Source organism: Catenibacterium mitsuokai, assembly GCF_025148785.1.
Taxonomy (GTDB): Bacteria; Bacillota_I; Bacilli_A; order Erysipelotrichales; family Coprobacillaceae; genus Catenibacterium; species Catenibacterium mitsuoka.
Window position 1 is genome coordinate 1,216,727 of record NZ_CP102271.1, and the last position, 17,208, is coordinate 1,233,934.

A 17,208-nucleotide genomic window follows, 5' to 3' on the forward strand; every position below is an offset into this window, starting at 1 on the left:
TGGTAAGAAATGGAGGATAATTTTATGGGGCTACAATCTAGTAGAAACATGAATCTCGCAGATCCTATTATTATTGCAGGATTAGGAGGACTTGGTGGCGGTGTCATTGATTCCTTAAAAGGTAAAATAAAAAATGATTATGATGATATAAATAGAGTAGAAATGAGAATTGTGGATATGACTTCTCATGTTAAGAAAACACATATAACAAATGATGAAATCATTATCCTAGATCCTCGTGGAACAGATTGTGACAGAACACTTGGACAGAGCATCTTTAGAGATGAAAAGGTTTATGAAGGTATTAGAAGTGAATTTAAGACACTTATTGAGAAGATGATCTCTATTGCTGGAGAAGATCATATTAATGTATTGATCGCATCTGGTATTGTTGGTGGTACTGGCGGAGGCATCTTTGTTGATTTCACTTATATGATTCATGATTTGTTTAGGGAATGCCATCATAAGAACTATAGTATTTGTGCTTATATGTTTGATGCTGAAAGCACGGATGATCAGGATGAAAAGAATCAACAGATGAAGCGAAATGGTCAGGAAGCTTTAGAAGAATTACAACATAATATGAATATCACTACGCAGGAACATCTTTATCATGCAACAATCGGACAAAGAGAAATCACTTGCAGAAAGACATTATTTGAAGAATATAAACACATTTCTTTTTGTCTAGGTGATGATGATAAACTCGATGACTTAAAAAAGCGTATGAGTACATTAATGATTGAAGAATTCTTATACTAAATCAGAACGACTATATAATGCTTTTCCAATAATTTCTACAGGAAGACTTTTTACTTCTTCCTTAGAATAATAACGTGCATCTACAGAAGGGTTAGCTGGCTGTAAAATCAGTAACCCTTCTTTTTTTATAACCTTTTTTACAGTCACTTCACTACGTCCTATTAAGACGACCGCAATTGTTCCACTTGGTACATCCTGACATTTCTTGACATATAAAAGATCACCATCATGAATATGTGCCCCCGACATAGAATCTCCCACGACACGTAAAAAGAAATCACCACGATAATAATCATCCTGTGTGACCTGTTCATACCCTTCAAAGTTTTCATCAATAAGCAAGTCATAACCTGCTTTAACTTCTCCCAGCACGGGCTTTTCAAAACGTTCTTCATTATTAATAAGTGATTCTACATCAGCGCCTAATATAAAAGAGAGTTTTTCTATGACTTCAGGATTGGTTACTTTTGTATCTCCTTTTAACCATCTAGTAACAGTTGAACGATTTACGCCTAACTGCTTCGCAATATACTCATTTGATACACCCATCTTTTCCTTATACTTTTTTAGATAATCTTTAAAATTCATTGAATCCACCTCTTTTTAGGCATTATACAATAAATTACATTTTGGTGCAATGAAATGCGTCACTCAATGTATGTACATCATCAATATGGTGCAAAACAGATTGAAATATGCACCACCACTTACTATAATAGTGATAACAGGAAGGAGAGAAAATGATGAATAAAGTATATCTATGTATTGATTTGAAAACTTTCTTTGCATCTGTAGAATGCAGTGAAAGACATCTTGATCCCTTTAAGACAAATCTTGTTGTTGTGGATCCAACAAGAGGTAATGGTGCTTTGTGTCTCGCAATTACACCTAAGATGAAAAGCATGGGGATTCATAATCGTTGTCGTATATTTGAGATTCCTAAAGGGGTTGAGTACATCACTGCCATGCCTCGTATGCATCTCTATATGGAATATTCAGCACGTATTTATCGTATTTATTGTCGTTTTGTCTCATCGGATGATATTCATGTTTATTCTATTGATGAATGTTTTATTGATATCTCGTCTTATATGCATCTTTATCATAAGAGTGCGAAAGAGTTTGCGAAAATGTTGATGAAAGCAGTATTTGACGAGACGCATATTACTGCGACTTGTGGAATAGGAACCAATCTCTATCTTGCGAAAGTCGCCCTTGATATTATTTCTAAGCATACGAAAGAGAATATCGGCATACTTGATGAAGAACGTTATCAGAAATACTTATGGCATCATTTGCCAATTACTGATTTCTGGCATATGGGAAGTGGAACAGCCAATCATCTATTAAGACTAGGTGTGGTGGATATGCATGGTATTACACAGATTCCTGAAGAGGTGCTCTATAAGGAGTTTGGGATTAATGCTGAATATATAATTGATCATGCCTGGGGACGAGAATCGGCTACAATTGCTTCTATTAAGAAGTATCGTCCTAAGAATGAATCAGTCAATAATTCACAGGTTCTCTTTTCTGATTATGAATATGAGGATGCCTTACTTGTTGTGAAAGAGATGGTTGAATTGAATGTTTTAAGACTTGTTGAATCACATCTTGTCACAAATCATATTAGTCTTTATATCGGTTATTCACGTACAGATGGCGGGGGATGGACAGGAGGTTCAAGGAAGTTGACTGTTTGTACGAATTCCTTGAATATTCTTATGGATGAATTCATCTCTCTTTATCATCTAAAAGTCAAGAAGGGTAGAATGATCAGACAGATTTCTATTTCTTTTGGAGATATTTTAGATGAGTGCCATGAATCCTATGATTTATTTAGTGATATAGAGGCATTAGAGGAAGAAAAGAAGCTGCAGAGAGCGATTGTCTCTATTCGTCATAAGTATGGGAAAAATGCAATATTAAAACTTATGAATAAACAGGAAAAAGCAACTACAGAGAAGAGAAATACATTAATAGGAGGTCATAATGCCTAAGAAGGTGGATCGTGCACGCTTGTTTTTAAGTTTTGATGCACTTAAAGGATTTAAAGAACTGCTTATAGAAGATACATCTGTTCCAAGAAAAGAACTATGCGAAGATCAATATTATGAATTGGATTGGAAGATTCATCAGTTAAAGGAAGGTGATCAAGTAGAGGTCATCTATTATACTGGTTCATCTTATTCAAAAATCACAGGAATTGTACAATCTATCAACCTCACTCATCACTATATCTATATAAATAATCATAAAATACAGCTAATGAATATCTGTTCATTAGAACTATAATGTGTTCTTTTTTCATGCCCAATCTTTTGCCACACCTTTCTTTATTAAAAGTTGTACAGATATAATAAGTATAGAAGGGGAAGTGAGGCGTGTGCTGAATTATCAAAAATTGTTGATGCCTTATAAGAATTTTAAAGGGGATCCTATTATCGTTTATGCATTTTCACACAATCGGTCTTATACACTTTCTGATCAGGCATCCACTATCGCAAATATTGCGGATGCATATCAGTTGGACGCTGATATGAAGGAGAAAATTTCTGCTATCTGTTATATGCATGATGCACAGATCAGTAAAAATGAAATCATTATGATGATTGATGATGATGAACTTTATACAAAGCTCAATGAGTATGGGAAAATGTTATTGGAAATAGAAAATCTATTCACACAGGGAAGTGCATATTCACAATGATGTGCACTTTTTTATTTATTCGAGGAATATGATAGATATTTTTAAAAAGTCTATCATGTGCTATAATGGATGTGAAGAAGGTGAATAAGATGTGTAAAACTACACTACAAGAAGAAATAGAAGCTTTGATGTCTCTTTATCATCTAGGAAAAGCACCCTTATCTTATGCTTTAGGCTTTGGTGAAGTCACTATTACACGTTATTTGCAGGGAAGTACACCACATCCTGATTATGCACAAGTTATTCACAGTGCGCTATGTGATATTGATTATATGATGGATTTAGTCAATAGAAACCATGAAAAGATGGGTCCTGCCTTTAAGAAGGCAATCAATCGCTGCCTGGAACTTAAATCACAATTTTCCTGTTCAAAAGAGATTCTAGAAGTCATCTCATATCTTTTTTATAAATTAGAAGAATTGACTCCTATGCAGTTAGAATCCTATCTTTATTTTATTCAGGCTTATTCTTATCCTGAACCACTTTTTCATGAACATTGTGAAGCATGGAAGCAGGGAGTGATTTATCCTGATGTCTATCATCTATTCTCTACATTCCCATTTAAGGTTCAGGATGATGTACGTTATAAGATCATTGAAGATGCTTATCATCATCTTGATGATTCAAAGAAACAATTCATTGATGATATTCTCAATACATTCTCTCGTTATCCTTTAAAGACACTTGTCACACTCGCAAAAACAGGTCCATGGAAAAATAACTACCAGGAAGATAAAGTAACAGTTATTCCGCAACAGGATATACAGAACTATTTCAAGAGGAACTAATATGGAACAATTATATACACTACTCAAGAATTCCATCAATGAAGAAATGGGGTGGATGATTGATCATATATATGAGGATTATAAAGATACAGAAGATATTCTTGGTTTTGCATTAAGCTGTGAGAAGATCTTACGTCTTTATTATGGGGCAGACATTCATGAACAGATTAGAGATCTGCTTATTTATGTTTTCTATGTTTACTTAGATTATGATGAAGACAAGATAGAATTACTCTTGGGCGAATATAATCCTGAACATAATCGATATATACAATAACATATTTAGTGATAATAGAAACATTATGGATATATAGAAAACGGCATTACTAATAATATAAATGAATTGGATAATACTTTAAAATGAAGTATAATAGAAAAGAAAGGAAGTGTTAATTGTGTGGTATCAAGAAACAGTATTTTATCAAATCTGCCCACTAGGACTTTGTGGTGCGCCTGAAAAAAATGATGATATCCAGGCTCATCGTATTTTAAAAATCAAGGAGTTTGTACCATATCTCGAAGAATTAGGAATAGGTGCTGTGTATTTCAATCCTGTATTCAACAGTGATTCACATGGCTATGATACGCGTGACTATAATCTCATCGATACGCGTTTAGGTACAAATGAAGACTTTGAAGAAGTATGTAAAACACTCCATGAACATGGTATTAAGGTTGTGTTGGATGGTGTATTCAACCATGTTGGAAGAGGCTTCTTTGCGTTTAGGGATGTCCAGGAAAAAGGACCTTCAAGCCAATATGCGAACTGGTTCCATATCAATTTTGATGGAGATTCAAGCTATGGTGATGGATTCTGGTATGAAGGATGGGAAGGTCATTATGAGCTTGTTAAATTAAATCTAGATAATCCTGATGTTCAGCATTATTTACTTGATGCAGTCGATTACTGGATCAGATGCTTTGATATTGATGGCTTAAGACTAGATGTTGCTTATTCATTACCTAGATGGTTTATGGCAATGTTATCAGATCATTGTAAGAGTCAGAAACAGGATTTCTTTATGCTAGGAGAAGTTTTAGGTGATAATGCAGGTTATATGTATACAGAAGCTAAATTAGATGCGATTACTGATTATCCATCATATAAAGCTTTCTGGTCTTCATTCAATTCTTTGAATATGTTTGAATATGCTCATACACTAAAGAGAAATGCGATGGATATGTATAGAGGAAGAGACTTGCTTACATTTGTAGATAACCATGATGTGAATAGAATATCTAGTACTTTGACTGATGAAAGAAAACTACCATTAGTGTTTGGCTTACTTATGGCAGTTCCTGGTATTCCATGTATTTATTATGGTTCTGAATGGGGTATTAAGGGTGAAAAGATTCAAGGAGTGACTGATGCACCACTTCGTCCAGAACTTGATGCACCTGCACCAAATGATTTATCCGATTTAGTTTCTAAATATATTCATATGCGTAGAGGACATAAAGCACTCTCTATGGGAGATTATAAAGATCTTGTATTGACTAATAAACAATATGTATTAGAAAGAAACTATGAAGGAGAAAAGATTGTGGTCGCATTAAATATTGATGATGCACCTTATACAATCTATCCACCTATTGAACAGGGTTCTTATCAGAATCTTATGAGTGGAGAAATGGTGGATTATAACGGACAATTAGAATTACCACCACTTTCAATCACATATTTATATAAGCATGCATAAGGCTGAGCAATCAGCCTTTTATAAAGGAGAAAAAGATGCAGGAAGATATTATACTTAAAATCTCAGAACAATTAAATATTAAGACAGAGCAGATACAAAATACATTAAAGTTATTAGAAGATGGCTGTACAGTTCCTTTTATTGCTCGTTATCGTAAGGAACTCACTCATGGATTAGATGAAGAACAGATCCGTGTAATCCAGGAACAATATGACTATCAGGTCAATCTTAAAAAGAGAAAAGAAGAAGTTCTTGCAAGAATAGAAACACTTGGACATTTAAATGATGATATTGTGAAGATGGTTGAAGCTTGTACACGTTTATCACAGGTCGAAGATATTTATCGTCCATATAAGCAGAAAAAGAAAACAAGAGCGAGTGTAGCCATTACAGCTGGACTAGAACCTTTATCTAAAACACTTCTTTCTTTACCACGTATATTTAATGAAAAAGATATAGATGCCTATTTGAATGATACAATCACTTCTAGAGAAGAGGCATTGCAGGGTGCTAAGGATATCATTGCAGAAAAAATTTCTAATGATATGACAGTACGTAATAAGATTGTTGATTCTATGATGCATTATGGACGACTTGTCACATCTAAAAAGAAGAATGCGATTGATGAAAAGATGACCTATAAGATGTATTATGACTATTCTGAAAATGTCTCACGTATTGCGACACATCGTATTATGGCTATCGATAGAGGAGAAAAAGAAAAAATCCTCAATGTCTCTATTAGTATCAATGAAGACTATATCAAAACATTTGTCGTAAGACGTTATATTAAGAATCCTAAGAGCCCAACAGCAAAATATGTCGATGAAGCCATTGATGATGGCTTAAAGCGTCTTGCTTATCCATCACTTGAAAGATTAGTGAGAAATACTCTTACTGAAAAAGCACAGGATGCAAGTATTGATGTCTTCTCTGATAATCTAGGCAAGCTTCTCTTACAGGCACCGATGAAAAATAAGAGAATCTTAGGCTTTGACCCAGCTTTTCGTACAGGATGTAAACTTGCAGTTATTGATGAATCAGGTAAGAAGCTTACAGTCGATGTTATCTACCCACATCCTCCAGTCGCAAAGGTGAAGGAATCAGAAAAGAAACTTGTAGACTTATGTCAGAAGTATGATGTTAACCTGATTGCGATTGGGAATGGAACAGCCAGTCGTGAAAGTGAAGCATTTGTCGCAAATACTATTAAGAAATATCACTTACCTGTGAGCTACACAATAGTCAGTGAAGCAGGGGCAAGTGTTTATAGTGCTTCAAAACTAGCGATAGAAGAATTCCCAGATCTTCATGTTGAACAAAGAAGTGCTATCTCTATCGCAAGAAGACTACTTGATCCTTTATCAGAACTTATCAAAATCGATCCCCAGTCTATTGGAGTAGGGCAGTACCAGCATGACCTTCCTACTACACAACTTAAAGAAAGACTTGATTTCGTTGTAGAAAAAGCGGTTAACCTAGTTGGTGTAAATATCAATACAGCCAGTCCAACACTTCTAAAAAATGTATCTGGACTCAATGCGGCAACAGCCAATAGTATTGTCGCTTATCGTGAAGAAAATGGTAAGATCATGAGCCGTAAAGAAATGAAGAAGATTCCTAAAATTGGACCGAAGGCTTTCCAGCAGGCAGCCGGATTCTTAAGAATAGAAGAGGGCAGTGAGCCACTCGATCGTACGAATATCCATCCAGAATCTTATGATGCGACAAAAGCAATCTTAAAGGCATTAAACTTAACGACTAATGATTTAGGAACAGATGCATGTAAGAAGGCTGTCTCACAGGCTAACATTACATCACTTAAAGAACTTACAGGACTAGATGACTATACACTTAAAGATATCTTAGACTCTATTATGAGACCACTAAGAGACTATCGTGATGATTATGATGGACCAATCTTAAGACAGGATATCTTGACTTTAGAAGATCTTCATGTACACGATAAGCTAGAAGGGACAGTCCGCAATGTCGTAGACTTCGGTGCCTTTGTAGATATTGGATTACATGAAGACGGACTTGTCCATATCTCTAAAATGAGTAAAAACCGTATTAAACACCCAAGTGATGTTGTTTCTGTAGGAGATATCGTAACGACATGGGTAGATACAATTGATGAACAAAGACATAAAGTTCAATTAACTATGATTGATCCCAACAAATAGAAAAAGATGATTCCAAAAAACGGAATCATCTTTTTAGCTTCCTTAGGTGAAAGAATACATCTATACCAAGTAACATAGAAATAGTAAATAATACAATAGACATATAATAAGACTCAGTCAATACACCACATAACATACACATACAGCTAAATACTGTTTTTATAATGATTGAGAACTGTTTCTTTTGATAAGTTGTTCTATTGTAATCATCACTCTCAGTCACATTGACATGTAACTGACCATTCTTACTCATCTTGATTAAATCATAGACAATCTGAGGTAACGCATAGCTTTTCTTTAGTGTCTTATAAAGGTTCTGACCTATTTTTAATCCTTGATCCTTATAATTCAGATCTTTTAGTACTGTATTACGCTTATGATTAATTAATATTTCAATCAAATTAGAAGTTGGACTGATCTTCTCTAAAGTTCCTTCAAGAGTCACTAAACAACGACACAGTAAAGTGAGTTCTGTTGGTATCGCAATATCATTACTTGTCACAATATCAAAACATTTCTGGATTAATTCAGAGAAGTTATAATCAGATAAGCTCTTTGCCTTATATTCACTTACAATTGAATTTAATTGTTGTAATAATTGTGTTTCATCTATCTCATGATCCGGTGTTACTAACATCAAGAATGCTTCTTCTAGATCATAAATATCATCTTCAATGAGTGCCTGTAAAGCAAGCGATAAGATATGCTGAGTAAAGGATGACACAGTTCCCATCATGCCAAAATCTATCCAGGCAATTTGACCTTCATCTATTAAGATATTGCCAGGATGAGGGTCTGCATGAAAGAATCCATCATCTAGAATCTGTTTACAACAGTTATCGGCCATCTTCAAGGCAATCTCATCTAAGTCATATCCTTCATACTTTAATCTCTTTATTGCATCAATAGGAATACCATCAATATAAGAATAAACAAGTAAATGATTGGTTGTATATTCATTATAGACATGAGGTGCTTTAATATAACGTATATCTTTTTGATTATTCGCAAAGACATTCAGATTATTCGCTTCGTTTAAAAAGTTCATCTCTGTCTGGCTTGTACGCCATAATTCATCAATAATAGAACGATAATCAATCAGATCACCTGTTCCCGTCACCATCTTCAACAAGCGAGGAAACTTATGCATAATACGTACATCAGCTTCCATGATTTCATGAATATGAGGTCTTTGAACCTTTAATACAACTGTATCACCATTTAATAAATGTCCTAAATGAACCTGCGCAATAGACGCACATCCAATAGGCTTTTCTTCTATATTCTTAAATACATTCTCTATTGGCCGTCCTAGTTCTTCTTCAATAATACTACGAATAGTAGAAAAACTAAGAGGCGCAATAGACGCTCTTAGTTTTTCAAACTCTTTACAGTATTCGAGAGGTATTAAATCACTACGCATTGACATGATCTGTCCTAATTTGACATAAGTAGGGCCAAGCTCTTCAATCATCTCTCTTGCCTTAATAGGAGTCAGACCATTTTTAATATCATGTTTCTTGATGATAGAGAGTATTTCTCTCATACGTTTAATATTACTGATTTTCTTCATGATCTAATGCATCAAGCTTCTGGCGCAAAGCGTTACGTTCTTCTTCAGTCATGTTTTCTACATGTTCTAACAAGTCTTCACGTGCTTTTCTTTTTAATTCTTCATTCATCGCACGTCCTTTATTGATGGTATCCTGACCTTTTTTCGCAAGACTATCGGTTAAGTCTTTAGAACGATCAGCGATTTCAGCAGCTGCACCAATACCTACAAGTACTGTCTTTTTCAACAATTCACTCATAGCCATATGAATACCTCCTTTCAAATACTATTTTATCACAACTAAAACCAGTGGTTAAGTAATATAGACCTTGAAAGAATAATTGTGCTATAATGAAAAAACGAAAGGGAGTTATCAGTATGAAGAAAGAAGAATATATAGGTGTATTTGATTCAGGTGTTGGAGGAGTGAGTGTCTTACAGGCTATTCATGAAATGATGCCAGGAGAGAATCTTTATTTCTTTGGTGATTCACTTAATGCACCTTATGGGGAGAAAACATTAGAAGATGTCCAGCAGCTTACTCTTAATGCGATAGAGAACATGAATAAGAAGAAGCATTTAAAGGCCATCGTAATTGCCTGCAATACAGCAACAAGTGCTGCAGTGACATTATTGAGAGAAAAATATACAGATATTCCTGTTATAGGTATAGAACCTGCATTAAAACCAGCAGCTTTATCTAAGAAGAACAGCTGTATTCTTGTAATGGCGACAGCCAATACATTACGTTTAGATAAGTTTCATCAATTAGCTGAAAGATATGATAAATCAGCCACTATTATTCCAGTTCCATGTTATGGACTTGCTAAACGTATTGAACAGGGAAATTTAGATGAACCAGATCTCATTGAATTACTTACAGATTTAATAGGTCCTTATAAAGGTAAAGTAGATAGTGTCGTACTGGGATGTACACATTATCCATTTGTAAAAGATCAAATAGCGACAGTTTTAGGTGATATTCCGATGTTTGATGGAGCTTATGGAACAAGTAAACATCTTTATAATTGTTTAAAGGAATGTGATTGTTTGAATGACCAGAAAGAAGGAGATATCCTTTATGGTTCATCCAAGGAAGATGAAATTCCTATCTATAAAACATTTATGAATACACCAATCATCTAAAAAGCCATTCACATGGCTTTTTTACTAGGAGAACGTATGAACTATATTATTATTAATAAAGACAACATAGACACAGAACATATATGTTGTGCTATGTCTAATAAGAAGAGTCTTCAAAAGAAAGAATGGTTAAAAGAAAGATTTGATGAAGGTTTAGTATTTTATCGCAGTGAAGAAAGAGGTAAATGTTTTATTGAATATATTCCAGATCAATATGCCTGGATACCTATTACAAGTAATAACTATATGTATATCAATTGTTTATGGGTATCTGGTTCAATGAAAGGACATGGCTATTCAAGTGAGTTATTAAACTATTGTCTAGAAGATGCACGTCAAAAAGGTTATAAAGGCGTTTGTATTCTATCGTCCAAAGGACGTAAGAAGGAGTTCCTTTCTGATTATAAATATTTGACACATAAAGGGTTTAAGATAGCCGATGAATCAGATAATGGTATTGTACTTATGTATCTTCCGCTCACTGAAGGTAATCCACCACAGTTTAAAGAATGTGCCAAACATCCGCATATCAATGAACAGGGCTTTGTATTATATTATACAGATCAATGTCCTTTTACAGACTATTGGGTACCACGCATAGAAGAAGTGGCAAAAGAATACAACATTCCTTTAAAAACGATTCATATTACAACACGTGAACAGGCACAGAACCTTCCAACACCAGTTTCTACCTATGCATTATTTAAAGATGGAGAGTTTTTAACACAAGGAATCCTCAATGAAAAGAAATTTTTGAAATATGCAGGAATAGATATGTAATAACATATTTTCCCACAAAAACCACATTTAGGTATTAAGTTTAAGATATATACTAGAATCAGAAAGTGAGAGTGGTATTATGAACAACGAAAATTTAAAAGATGTTTATGAAAAGCAGAATAAAAAGAAAGTCAGTCGTTTAAGCAAAAATATAGGTAAAGCATTTATTGTTGTGGCATTAGGTTTTGGTGGAGGCGCTGCTGGTTCTTATTTTATGAATAACCAGGGTACTACAGTAGTGACAAAGACTACTACAACTAAAGCAACAGGTACATCAAATGATGCATCAAGTATCTCTTCTAAGATGACACAAAGTGTTGTCGCTATTACTACTGAAAATATCTCAAGAGATAACTTCTGGTATGGGTCACAGGTATCAAGTGGTGCCGGTTCAGGAGTGATCATGAGTAGCGATGGTTATATTATTACCTGCGCCCATGTTGTTTCTGGTGCAAGTACAATTAAGGTCACTACAAGTGATAATAAAACATATGATGCAACATTAGTAGGAACTTATAGTGATAATGATATTGCGGTACTTAAGATCAATGCAACTAATTTAAAACCAGCAACATTTGCGAATAGTGATAAATTAATTCAAGGTCAGTCAACTTACGCCGTAGGTAACCCAGAAGGTACATTCAGTGATTCTATTACTTCAGGTATCGTATCAGCCTTAAATCGTAAGATTACAGTACAGCTAGACAACGATGACTCGTCTTCATCTAGTGAGTATGGTCGTTTTGGTCAGCTTTATAGCTCTTCTAAGACTATTTCTATTTCAGTTATTCAGACAGATGCAGCCGTTTCTCCAGGTAACTCTGGTGGAGGATTATTTAATGGAAATGGTGATCTCATTGGTATTGTGAATGCAAAATCATCCGATACAAACAGTGAAGGTTTAGGATTTGCGATTCCTTCAAATACTGCATTAAAGATTGCGAAAGAACTCATCAACAAAAGTAGATAATGGACAAAAAGGACAGTTTCTGTCCTTTTTTGTTAATATGGAGTTTATAATTAAATACTATATTAATGACATGGAGGTATTTTATGAAAGAAAAATTTATAAGATTCATGCAGGGAAGATATGGTGGAGCAGATAAGCTCAACAGTCATCTCATGTATTTATTGTTTATTTTAGTTATTATAGAGTTATTTACTGGTTCAAAACCATTAATGATCTTAAGCTTATTTTTGATGATTTATATTTATTTCAGAATATTTTCTAGGAATATCTATAAACGTTATCAGGAAAATCAGAAATATGTACAGCTTATCGCACCTATTACAAAAAAGGTAGATTTCTTTAAGAAAAAAAGAAAAGATAAAACACATAAATATTATAAATGCCCAACATGTAAACAGGTTGTTCGAGTACCCAAAGGACGTGGAAAGATTGAAATCAGCTGTCCAAAGTGTCATACTAAGTTTATCAAAAGAACTTAGGGGGGACTAATATGTTGAAGGTATTACTTATTCCAGCTTTAGATGATTCAAATATTGAACTTATTAAAAAGTCATGTTCTGATATGAACCTTTTAAAGGTAAACAAAGATGATTTAACACAGGAAATGATTGATGAAGCAGATGTCATTGTAGGTAATCCACCAAGACAATTTAACTTGAATAGACCTACACTTAAGGCATTATTGTTAAATAGTGCAGGTAATGATCAATTTCTTTTGCCAAATATCTTAAATAGACAAACACTTCTTACAAATGCAAGTGGTAGCTATGGTCATGCCATCTGTGAACATATGATGGGAATGATCTTCAGCTTTAATAAGAATCTACGTTTTTATTATGATCGACAGAAAGAAGCAAGATGGACACCATTATTTACTGGTAGAGAAATTTATGGCTCAAATGTCTTATTGCTTGGAGTAGGGGATATCGGTACTGAATTTGCGAAAGTATTAAAGGTACTTGGTGCCAATGTAACAGGACTAAGAAACTCTTATAAGGAACATCCTTATTGTGATAATATTATCACTTCTAAAGAATTACATGATGTATTACCAAAGATGGATTATATTATTACTTCTTTACCAGCAACCAATGCAACATTCCATATGTTAAGCCATGATGAGTTTTCATTAATGAAAGAAGATGCTATTGTATGTAATGTAGGTAGAGGTAGTGTGATTGATACTTATGCTTTATTAGAAGCATTAGACAATAAGTCTATTGGTGGGGCATTACTTGATGTTTTTGAAGAAGAACCATTACCAGCTGATTCACCATTATGGAAAAATCCGAGAGTCATGATTACACCGCATTGTTCTGGCGGGTACCATTGGAAGAGCGTACAGGACTATTATACACAATTAGTCATTAGAAACCTCAATCACTTAAAGAACAAGGAACCATTAGAAAACCTTGTTAATAGAACAAAAGGCTATTAATAATAGTAAAATGGACCCTGTAAAAAGGATACGATAAAAAAGGAAATACGAATATCCTGTTCGTTTGAACAGGATATTTATTATATACACAAATATGTTAAGCAATATTCGAAAATATACAAAAATATAAATAAATGTGTTGACAATGAATGTGTTGTGATGTAACATTCAGATAAACCTAAGAGCGGGAGATAAAACTTTGTAGAGGGCTGATAGAGAGCTGGGGATGCTGGAAACCTGGTAGTACCACAATGATAAATGGACCTGTGAGGGCGAGGGGGAAAGGCAACAAGTATCCTGAGACGTGATGCAAACGTTATAATGCAAAAATGTGTTAGCATTTATGAATCAAAAGGTGGCTTAAAGAGTAACATCTGTCTTTTGGGACAGGTGTTTTTTTATTACCTGCTAACAAGTTGGGAGGAACTCATATGAAGCGATGGCGTCGTTGTTTGAATTGAATCAAAGAAAACAAAATTTATGAAAACGAAGAGGAACAGAACAATGAACAAATTATTAGGAACAGTATTAACTTCAGCATTAACAATTTCACTTTTAGCAGGATGTGGAACTTCTTCTAGTAATAAGAAGAAAGTAGGTATTATCCAATTTATGGATCATACATCATTAAATGAGATCAAGGATTCATTCGATAAAGAAATGAAGACTCTTGGATATGATGATAAGAATATCGAATATACATTCAAGAATGGTCAGGGTGACACAAATACTTGTGCAAGTATCGCCAATGATTTTGCCGGAAAGAATTTTGATTGTGTCATGGCAATTGCGACTCCTGCAGCACAGGCCGTTGCTAAACTTGCTACTAAGACACCCGTTGTATTTAGTGCAGTGACTGATCCTGTAGGTGCACAGTTAACGAGCTCATTAACTAAACCGGATAAGAATATTACTGGTACAAGTGATGAGGTACAGGTTGATCAGATTATTGATAAGGCATTAGAAATCAATCCAAATACAAAAACAATTGGTATGCTTTATAATAAAGGTGAAGCCAACTCAGTGACTAATATTAAAAAGGCAAAAGCTTATTGTGCTAAGAAGAATATCAAGGTAGAAGAAGCAACAATTGCATCAGTCAATGAAGCACAGAGTGCTGTCAATGTATTAAATAGTAAATATGATGCTATTTTTGCACCAAATGATAATACAGTTGCAAGTGCGATGAATGTAGTCAGTGATGCATGTAAGAAAGCAAACAAGCCTTTATATGTAGGCGCTGATTCAATGGTTAAAGATGGTGGTTTCTTAAGTGTTGGTATCGATTATAAAGAACTTGGTAAAGAAACGGCTAAAATCGTTGATAAAGTATTAAAGGGTAATAAAGTAGAAAATATCCCAGTGAAAGTATTTAAGACAAACTTAAAAATCTATGTCAATACAACTACAAAAGATAAATTAGGTATTAAGTTACCAGAAAACATTACAAGCGATAGTAAATATACAGAAATCTAAGGAGTTTTTATGAATAGTACAGTTATTCTTGGAGCCCTAGAGTTAGGCGGCATATTTGCCGTCTTATCTCTAGGCTTATATATTAGTTTCAAAGTTTTGAATATTCCAGACTTGACAGTGGATGGAAGTTTTACAACAGGATGTGCAGTGAGTGCTATGGTGGCAGTGGCTGGCTACCCAGTACTTGGTATGGTACTTGGATTTGTAGCAGGTGCGATTGCAGGAATGGTGACAGGTTTACTCATTACTAAGCTCAATATCAATGAAATCCTAGCCGGAATCCTTACACAGACTGCTTTATATTCAGTGAATCTACGTATTATGCATCAGACACCAAATATCTCATTATTTAATCATAAGACAATCTTCAGCAGTACAACTCAGTTTGAACCTTATGATAAATTATTGATTATTGGTGTGATTGTGATAGTGATTACCGTATTATTGAATTATTTCTTAAAGACACAGATGGGGCTTGCACTTAGAGCCTGTGGTGATAATGAAGCGATGGTACGTGCGAGCTCTATTGATACAGATAAGATGAAAATTATTGGTTTAGGACTTGCTAATGGACTAGTTGCTTTAAGTGGTGCTTTATTTACACAGCAGCAGGGCTATGCTGATATCACGAGTGGTATTGGTATGATGGTCATCGGACTTGCTTCTATTATTATTGGTTTGACATTCATTAAGAGTGATAAAGTGGCAGTATGTCTAGTTGGTACGATTGTAGGGGCTATCTTCTATCGTTTTGCCTTAACAATTGCCTTATACTTAGGTCTTCCTTCAGGAGACTTAAAGATCCTATCAGCATTTATTGTTGTGATTGCGATTTCTTCTGCAACACTCAAGAGGAGGTTCAAGAAACATGCTTAATATAAAAGATTTAACAGTTATATTTAATGAAGGGACAGTCAATGAAAAGAAAGCTATTGATCATTTATCTCTTCATCTTGAACCAGGAGATTTTGTGACTATTATAGGGTCTAACGGTGCAGGGAAATCCACATTGTTTGGTGCTATCTCTGGGGCAGTAGAAACAAAAGAAGGAACAATTGTCTTAGATGATAAAGATATCACTCATGAAAAGGAATATGTGAGAAGCCGTACTATTGGTCGTTTATTCCAGGATCCTTTGAGAGGAACAGCCCCTTCAATGACAATTGAAGAAAACTTATCTTTAGCTTATCAAAGAGGAAAACATTTCTCACTTACACCATTTACTCATAAACACCATGATGTCTTTGTAAATGCATTAAAGGATTTAGATATAGGCTTAGAAGACCGTTTAACAACTAAGGTAGGTACTTTATCTGGAGGACAAAGACAAGCCCTCACACTATTAATGGCAACTTTAGTTAAACCACAATTACTTTTATTGGATGAACATACTGCTGCACTTGATCCTGCAACATCTATCAAGGTGATGAAATTATCTGAAAGAATTGCGAAAGAACATCATATTACCACTATGATGATCACCCATGATATGGAAGATGCTCTTAAATACGGTAATAGAATCCTGATGATGAAGGATGGAAAAATCATTGCGGATATTGATGAAGAAACTAAAAAGAAAATGACTGTCGAAGAACTTGTAAGAAAATTTACTGAAACAGGAGAAGCGAATGACCGCGTTCTTCTTCACTAGACAAGGATGATCCTTGTCTTTTATAATGCATGAAAAAAGCAGACTGAAG

Annotated in this window: 19 protein-coding genes; 16 read left to right on the top strand and 3 right to left on the bottom strand. The window is 34.5% G+C overall.

Annotated features, from left to right (window positions below):
* The first annotated feature begins 24 nt into the window (after nucleotides 1-24).
* Complete coding sequence (locus tag NQ499_RS06045; RefSeq protein ID WP_040390105.1) at nucleotides 25-762, top strand: tubulin-like doman-containing protein; 738 nt, start codon at nucleotides 25-27, stop codon at nucleotides 760-762.
* On the opposite strand, the gene NQ499_RS06050 is transcribed toward NQ499_RS06045, so the two are convergent.
* A complete protein-coding gene (locus NQ499_RS06050) occupies nucleotides 754-1,350 on the bottom strand; it encodes a LexA family protein (RefSeq protein ID WP_259848715.1) in 597 nt (198 codons plus the stop codon). The two genes, NQ499_RS06045 and NQ499_RS06050, sit on opposite strands and share 9 nt — an antisense overlap.
* Before the next feature lie 152 nt (nucleotides 1,351-1,502).
* Between NQ499_RS06050 and NQ499_RS06055 the strand changes: the two genes are divergently transcribed.
* From NQ499_RS06055 to NQ499_RS06085, 7 genes are all read left to right on the top strand, one after another.
* Nucleotides 1,503-2,762 carry a Y-family DNA polymerase gene (locus tag NQ499_RS06055; RefSeq protein WP_006506557.1) on the top strand — a complete coding sequence of 420 codons (1,260 nt, stop codon included), beginning with the start codon at nucleotides 1,503-1,505 and terminating at the stop codon, nucleotides 2,760-2,762.
* Complete coding sequence (locus tag NQ499_RS06060; protein WP_006506556.1) at nucleotides 2,755-3,057, top strand: YolD-like family protein; 303 nt, start codon at nucleotides 2,755-2,757, stop codon at nucleotides 3,055-3,057. The genes NQ499_RS06055 and NQ499_RS06060 overlap by 8 nt, the downstream gene beginning before the upstream one ends.
* Before the next feature lie 91 nt (nucleotides 3,058-3,148).
* Nucleotides 3,149-3,472 (top strand): DUF1828 domain-containing protein, encoded by a 324-nt coding sequence (locus NQ499_RS06065; protein ID WP_155812860.1) that lies wholly within the window; start codon nucleotides 3,149-3,151, stop codon nucleotides 3,470-3,472.
* Between the two features lie 89 nt (nucleotides 3,473-3,561).
* On the top strand, nucleotides 3,562-4,260 hold the full coding sequence (locus tag NQ499_RS06070) for a Panacea domain-containing protein (RefSeq protein WP_050772184.1): 699 nt from the start codon (nucleotides 3,562-3,564) through the stop codon (nucleotides 4,258-4,260).
* Between the two features lies 1 nt (nucleotide 4,261).
* Nucleotides 4,262-4,537 carry a hypothetical protein gene (locus NQ499_RS06075; RefSeq protein WP_006506553.1) on the top strand — a complete coding sequence of 92 codons (276 nt, stop codon included), beginning with the start codon at nucleotides 4,262-4,264 and terminating at the stop codon, nucleotides 4,535-4,537.
* Between the two features lie 118 nt (nucleotides 4,538-4,655).
* Nucleotides 4,656-5,960, top strand: a complete 1,305-nt coding sequence (locus NQ499_RS06080) for an alpha-amylase family glycosyl hydrolase (RefSeq protein WP_040390103.1) — start codon at nucleotides 4,656-4,658, stop codon at nucleotides 5,958-5,960.
* A 35-nt stretch (nucleotides 5,961-5,995) separates the two neighbouring features.
* The gene (locus tag NQ499_RS06085; RefSeq protein WP_006506551.1) at nucleotides 5,996-8,146 is read left to right on the top strand and encodes a Tex family protein; all 2,151 of its coding nucleotides are present in this window, start codon (nucleotides 5,996-5,998) and stop codon (nucleotides 8,144-8,146) included.
* Nucleotides 8,147-8,171: 25 nt separating this feature from the next.
* Here the strand turns inward: NQ499_RS06085 and NQ499_RS06090 are convergent, their stop codons facing one another.
* Both NQ499_RS06090 and NQ499_RS06095 read right to left on the bottom strand, forming a co-directional pair.
* Nucleotides 8,172-9,719, bottom strand: a complete 1,548-nt coding sequence (locus tag NQ499_RS06090; RefSeq protein WP_006506550.1) for an ABC1 kinase family protein — start codon at nucleotides 9,717-9,719, stop codon at nucleotides 8,172-8,174.
* Nucleotides 9,703-9,963, bottom strand: coding sequence for a hypothetical protein (locus NQ499_RS06095; protein ID WP_006506549.1), 261 nt, complete (start codon nucleotides 9,961-9,963; stop codon nucleotides 9,703-9,705). The genes NQ499_RS06090 and NQ499_RS06095 overlap by 17 nt, the downstream gene beginning before the upstream one ends.
* A gap of 113 nt (nucleotides 9,964-10,076) precedes the next feature.
* Here NQ499_RS06095 and murI point away from each other — a divergent pair, with 113 nt between their 5' ends.
* The 8 genes from murI to NQ499_RS06135 all read left to right on the top strand — a co-directional run bounded on the left by murI (nucleotide 10,077) and on the right by NQ499_RS06135 (nucleotide 17,159).
* Complete coding sequence (gene murI, locus NQ499_RS06100; protein ID WP_040390102.1) at nucleotides 10,077-10,844, top strand: glutamate racemase; 768 nt, start codon at nucleotides 10,077-10,079, stop codon at nucleotides 10,842-10,844.
* A gap of 36 nt (nucleotides 10,845-10,880) precedes the next feature.
* A complete protein-coding gene (locus NQ499_RS06105; RefSeq protein WP_040390101.1) occupies nucleotides 10,881-11,624 on the top strand; it encodes an N-acetyltransferase in 744 nt (247 codons plus the stop codon).
* A 79-nt stretch (nucleotides 11,625-11,703) separates the two neighbouring features.
* Nucleotides 11,704-12,594 carry a S1C family serine protease gene (locus NQ499_RS06110; protein WP_006506546.1) on the top strand — a complete coding sequence of 297 codons (891 nt, stop codon included), beginning with the start codon at nucleotides 11,704-11,706 and terminating at the stop codon, nucleotides 12,592-12,594.
* Nucleotides 12,595-12,677: 83 nt separating this feature from the next.
* Nucleotides 12,678-13,073: a BRcat domain-containing protein gene (locus NQ499_RS06115; RefSeq protein ID WP_040390100.1), complete on the top strand. Its 396-nt coding sequence runs from the start codon at nucleotides 12,678-12,680 to the stop codon at nucleotides 13,071-13,073.
* Nucleotides 13,074-13,084: 11 nt separating this feature from the next.
* Nucleotides 13,085-14,032, top strand: a complete 948-nt coding sequence (locus NQ499_RS06120; RefSeq protein ID WP_006506544.1) for a D-2-hydroxyacid dehydrogenase — start codon at nucleotides 13,085-13,087, stop codon at nucleotides 14,030-14,032.
* A gap of 504 nt (nucleotides 14,033-14,536) precedes the next feature.
* A complete protein-coding gene (locus tag NQ499_RS06125) occupies nucleotides 14,537-15,508 on the top strand; it encodes an ABC transporter substrate-binding protein (protein ID WP_040390099.1) in 972 nt (323 codons plus the stop codon).
* 9 nt (nucleotides 15,509-15,517) lie between these two features.
* Entirely contained in the window at nucleotides 15,518-16,384 is an 867-nt protein-coding gene (locus NQ499_RS06130) for an ABC transporter permease (protein WP_006506542.1), read from the top strand.
* Nucleotides 16,377-17,159 (top strand): ABC transporter ATP-binding protein, encoded by a 783-nt coding sequence (locus tag NQ499_RS06135; RefSeq protein ID WP_006506541.1) that lies wholly within the window; start codon nucleotides 16,377-16,379, stop codon nucleotides 17,157-17,159. The genes NQ499_RS06130 and NQ499_RS06135 overlap by 8 nt, the downstream gene beginning before the upstream one ends.
* Nucleotides 17,160-17,208 lie beyond the last annotated feature (49 nt).

What these genes read in the sequence shown, in the direction of transcription:
- NQ499_RS06045 (WP_040390105.1), top strand. Translation starts at nt 25, where the DNA reads ATGGGGCTACAATCTAGTAGAAACATGAATCTCGCAGATCCTATTATT.
- NQ499_RS06050 (WP_259848715.1), bottom strand. Translation starts at nt 1,350, where the DNA reads ATGAATTTTAAAGATTATCTAAAAAAGTATAAGGAAAAGATGGGTGTA.
- NQ499_RS06055 (WP_006506557.1), top strand. Translation starts at nt 1,503, where the DNA reads ATGATGAATAAAGTATATCTATGTATTGATTTGAAAACTTTCTTTGCA.
- NQ499_RS06060 (WP_006506556.1), top strand. Translation starts at nt 2,755, where the DNA reads ATGCCTAAGAAGGTGGATCGTGCACGCTTGTTTTTAAGTTTTGATGCA.
- NQ499_RS06070 (WP_050772184.1), top strand. Translation starts at nt 3,562, where the DNA reads ATGTGTAAAACTACACTACAAGAAGAAATAGAAGCTTTGATGTCTCTT.
- NQ499_RS06075 (WP_006506553.1), top strand. Translation starts at nt 4,262, where the DNA reads ATGGAACAATTATATACACTACTCAAGAATTCCATCAATGAAGAAATG.
- NQ499_RS06085 (WP_006506551.1), top strand. Translation starts at nt 5,996, where the DNA reads ATGCAGGAAGATATTATACTTAAAATCTCAGAACAATTAAATATTAAG.
- NQ499_RS06090 (WP_006506550.1), bottom strand. Translation starts at nt 9,719, where the DNA reads ATGAAGAAAATCAGTAATATTAAACGTATGAGAGAAATACTCTCTATC.
- NQ499_RS06095 (WP_006506549.1), bottom strand. Translation starts at nt 9,963, where the DNA reads ATGGCTATGAGTGAATTGTTGAAAAAGACAGTACTTGTAGGTATTGGT.
- murI (WP_040390102.1), top strand. Translation starts at nt 10,077, where the DNA reads ATGAAGAAAGAAGAATATATAGGTGTATTTGATTCAGGTGTTGGAGGA.
- NQ499_RS06105 (WP_040390101.1), top strand. Translation starts at nt 10,881, where the DNA reads ATGAACTATATTATTATTAATAAAGACAACATAGACACAGAACATATA.
- NQ499_RS06110 (WP_006506546.1), top strand. Translation starts at nt 11,704, where the DNA reads ATGAACAACGAAAATTTAAAAGATGTTTATGAAAAGCAGAATAAAAAG.
- NQ499_RS06115 (WP_040390100.1), top strand. Translation starts at nt 12,678, where the DNA reads ATGAAAGAAAAATTTATAAGATTCATGCAGGGAAGATATGGTGGAGCA.
- NQ499_RS06120 (WP_006506544.1), top strand. Translation starts at nt 13,085, where the DNA reads ATGTTGAAGGTATTACTTATTCCAGCTTTAGATGATTCAAATATTGAA.
- NQ499_RS06125 (WP_040390099.1), top strand. Translation starts at nt 14,537, where the DNA reads ATGAACAAATTATTAGGAACAGTATTAACTTCAGCATTAACAATTTCA.
- NQ499_RS06130 (WP_006506542.1), top strand. Translation starts at nt 15,518, where the DNA reads ATGAATAGTACAGTTATTCTTGGAGCCCTAGAGTTAGGCGGCATATTT.
- NQ499_RS06135 (WP_006506541.1), top strand. Translation starts at nt 16,377, where the DNA reads ATGCTTAATATAAAAGATTTAACAGTTATATTTAATGAAGGGACAGTC.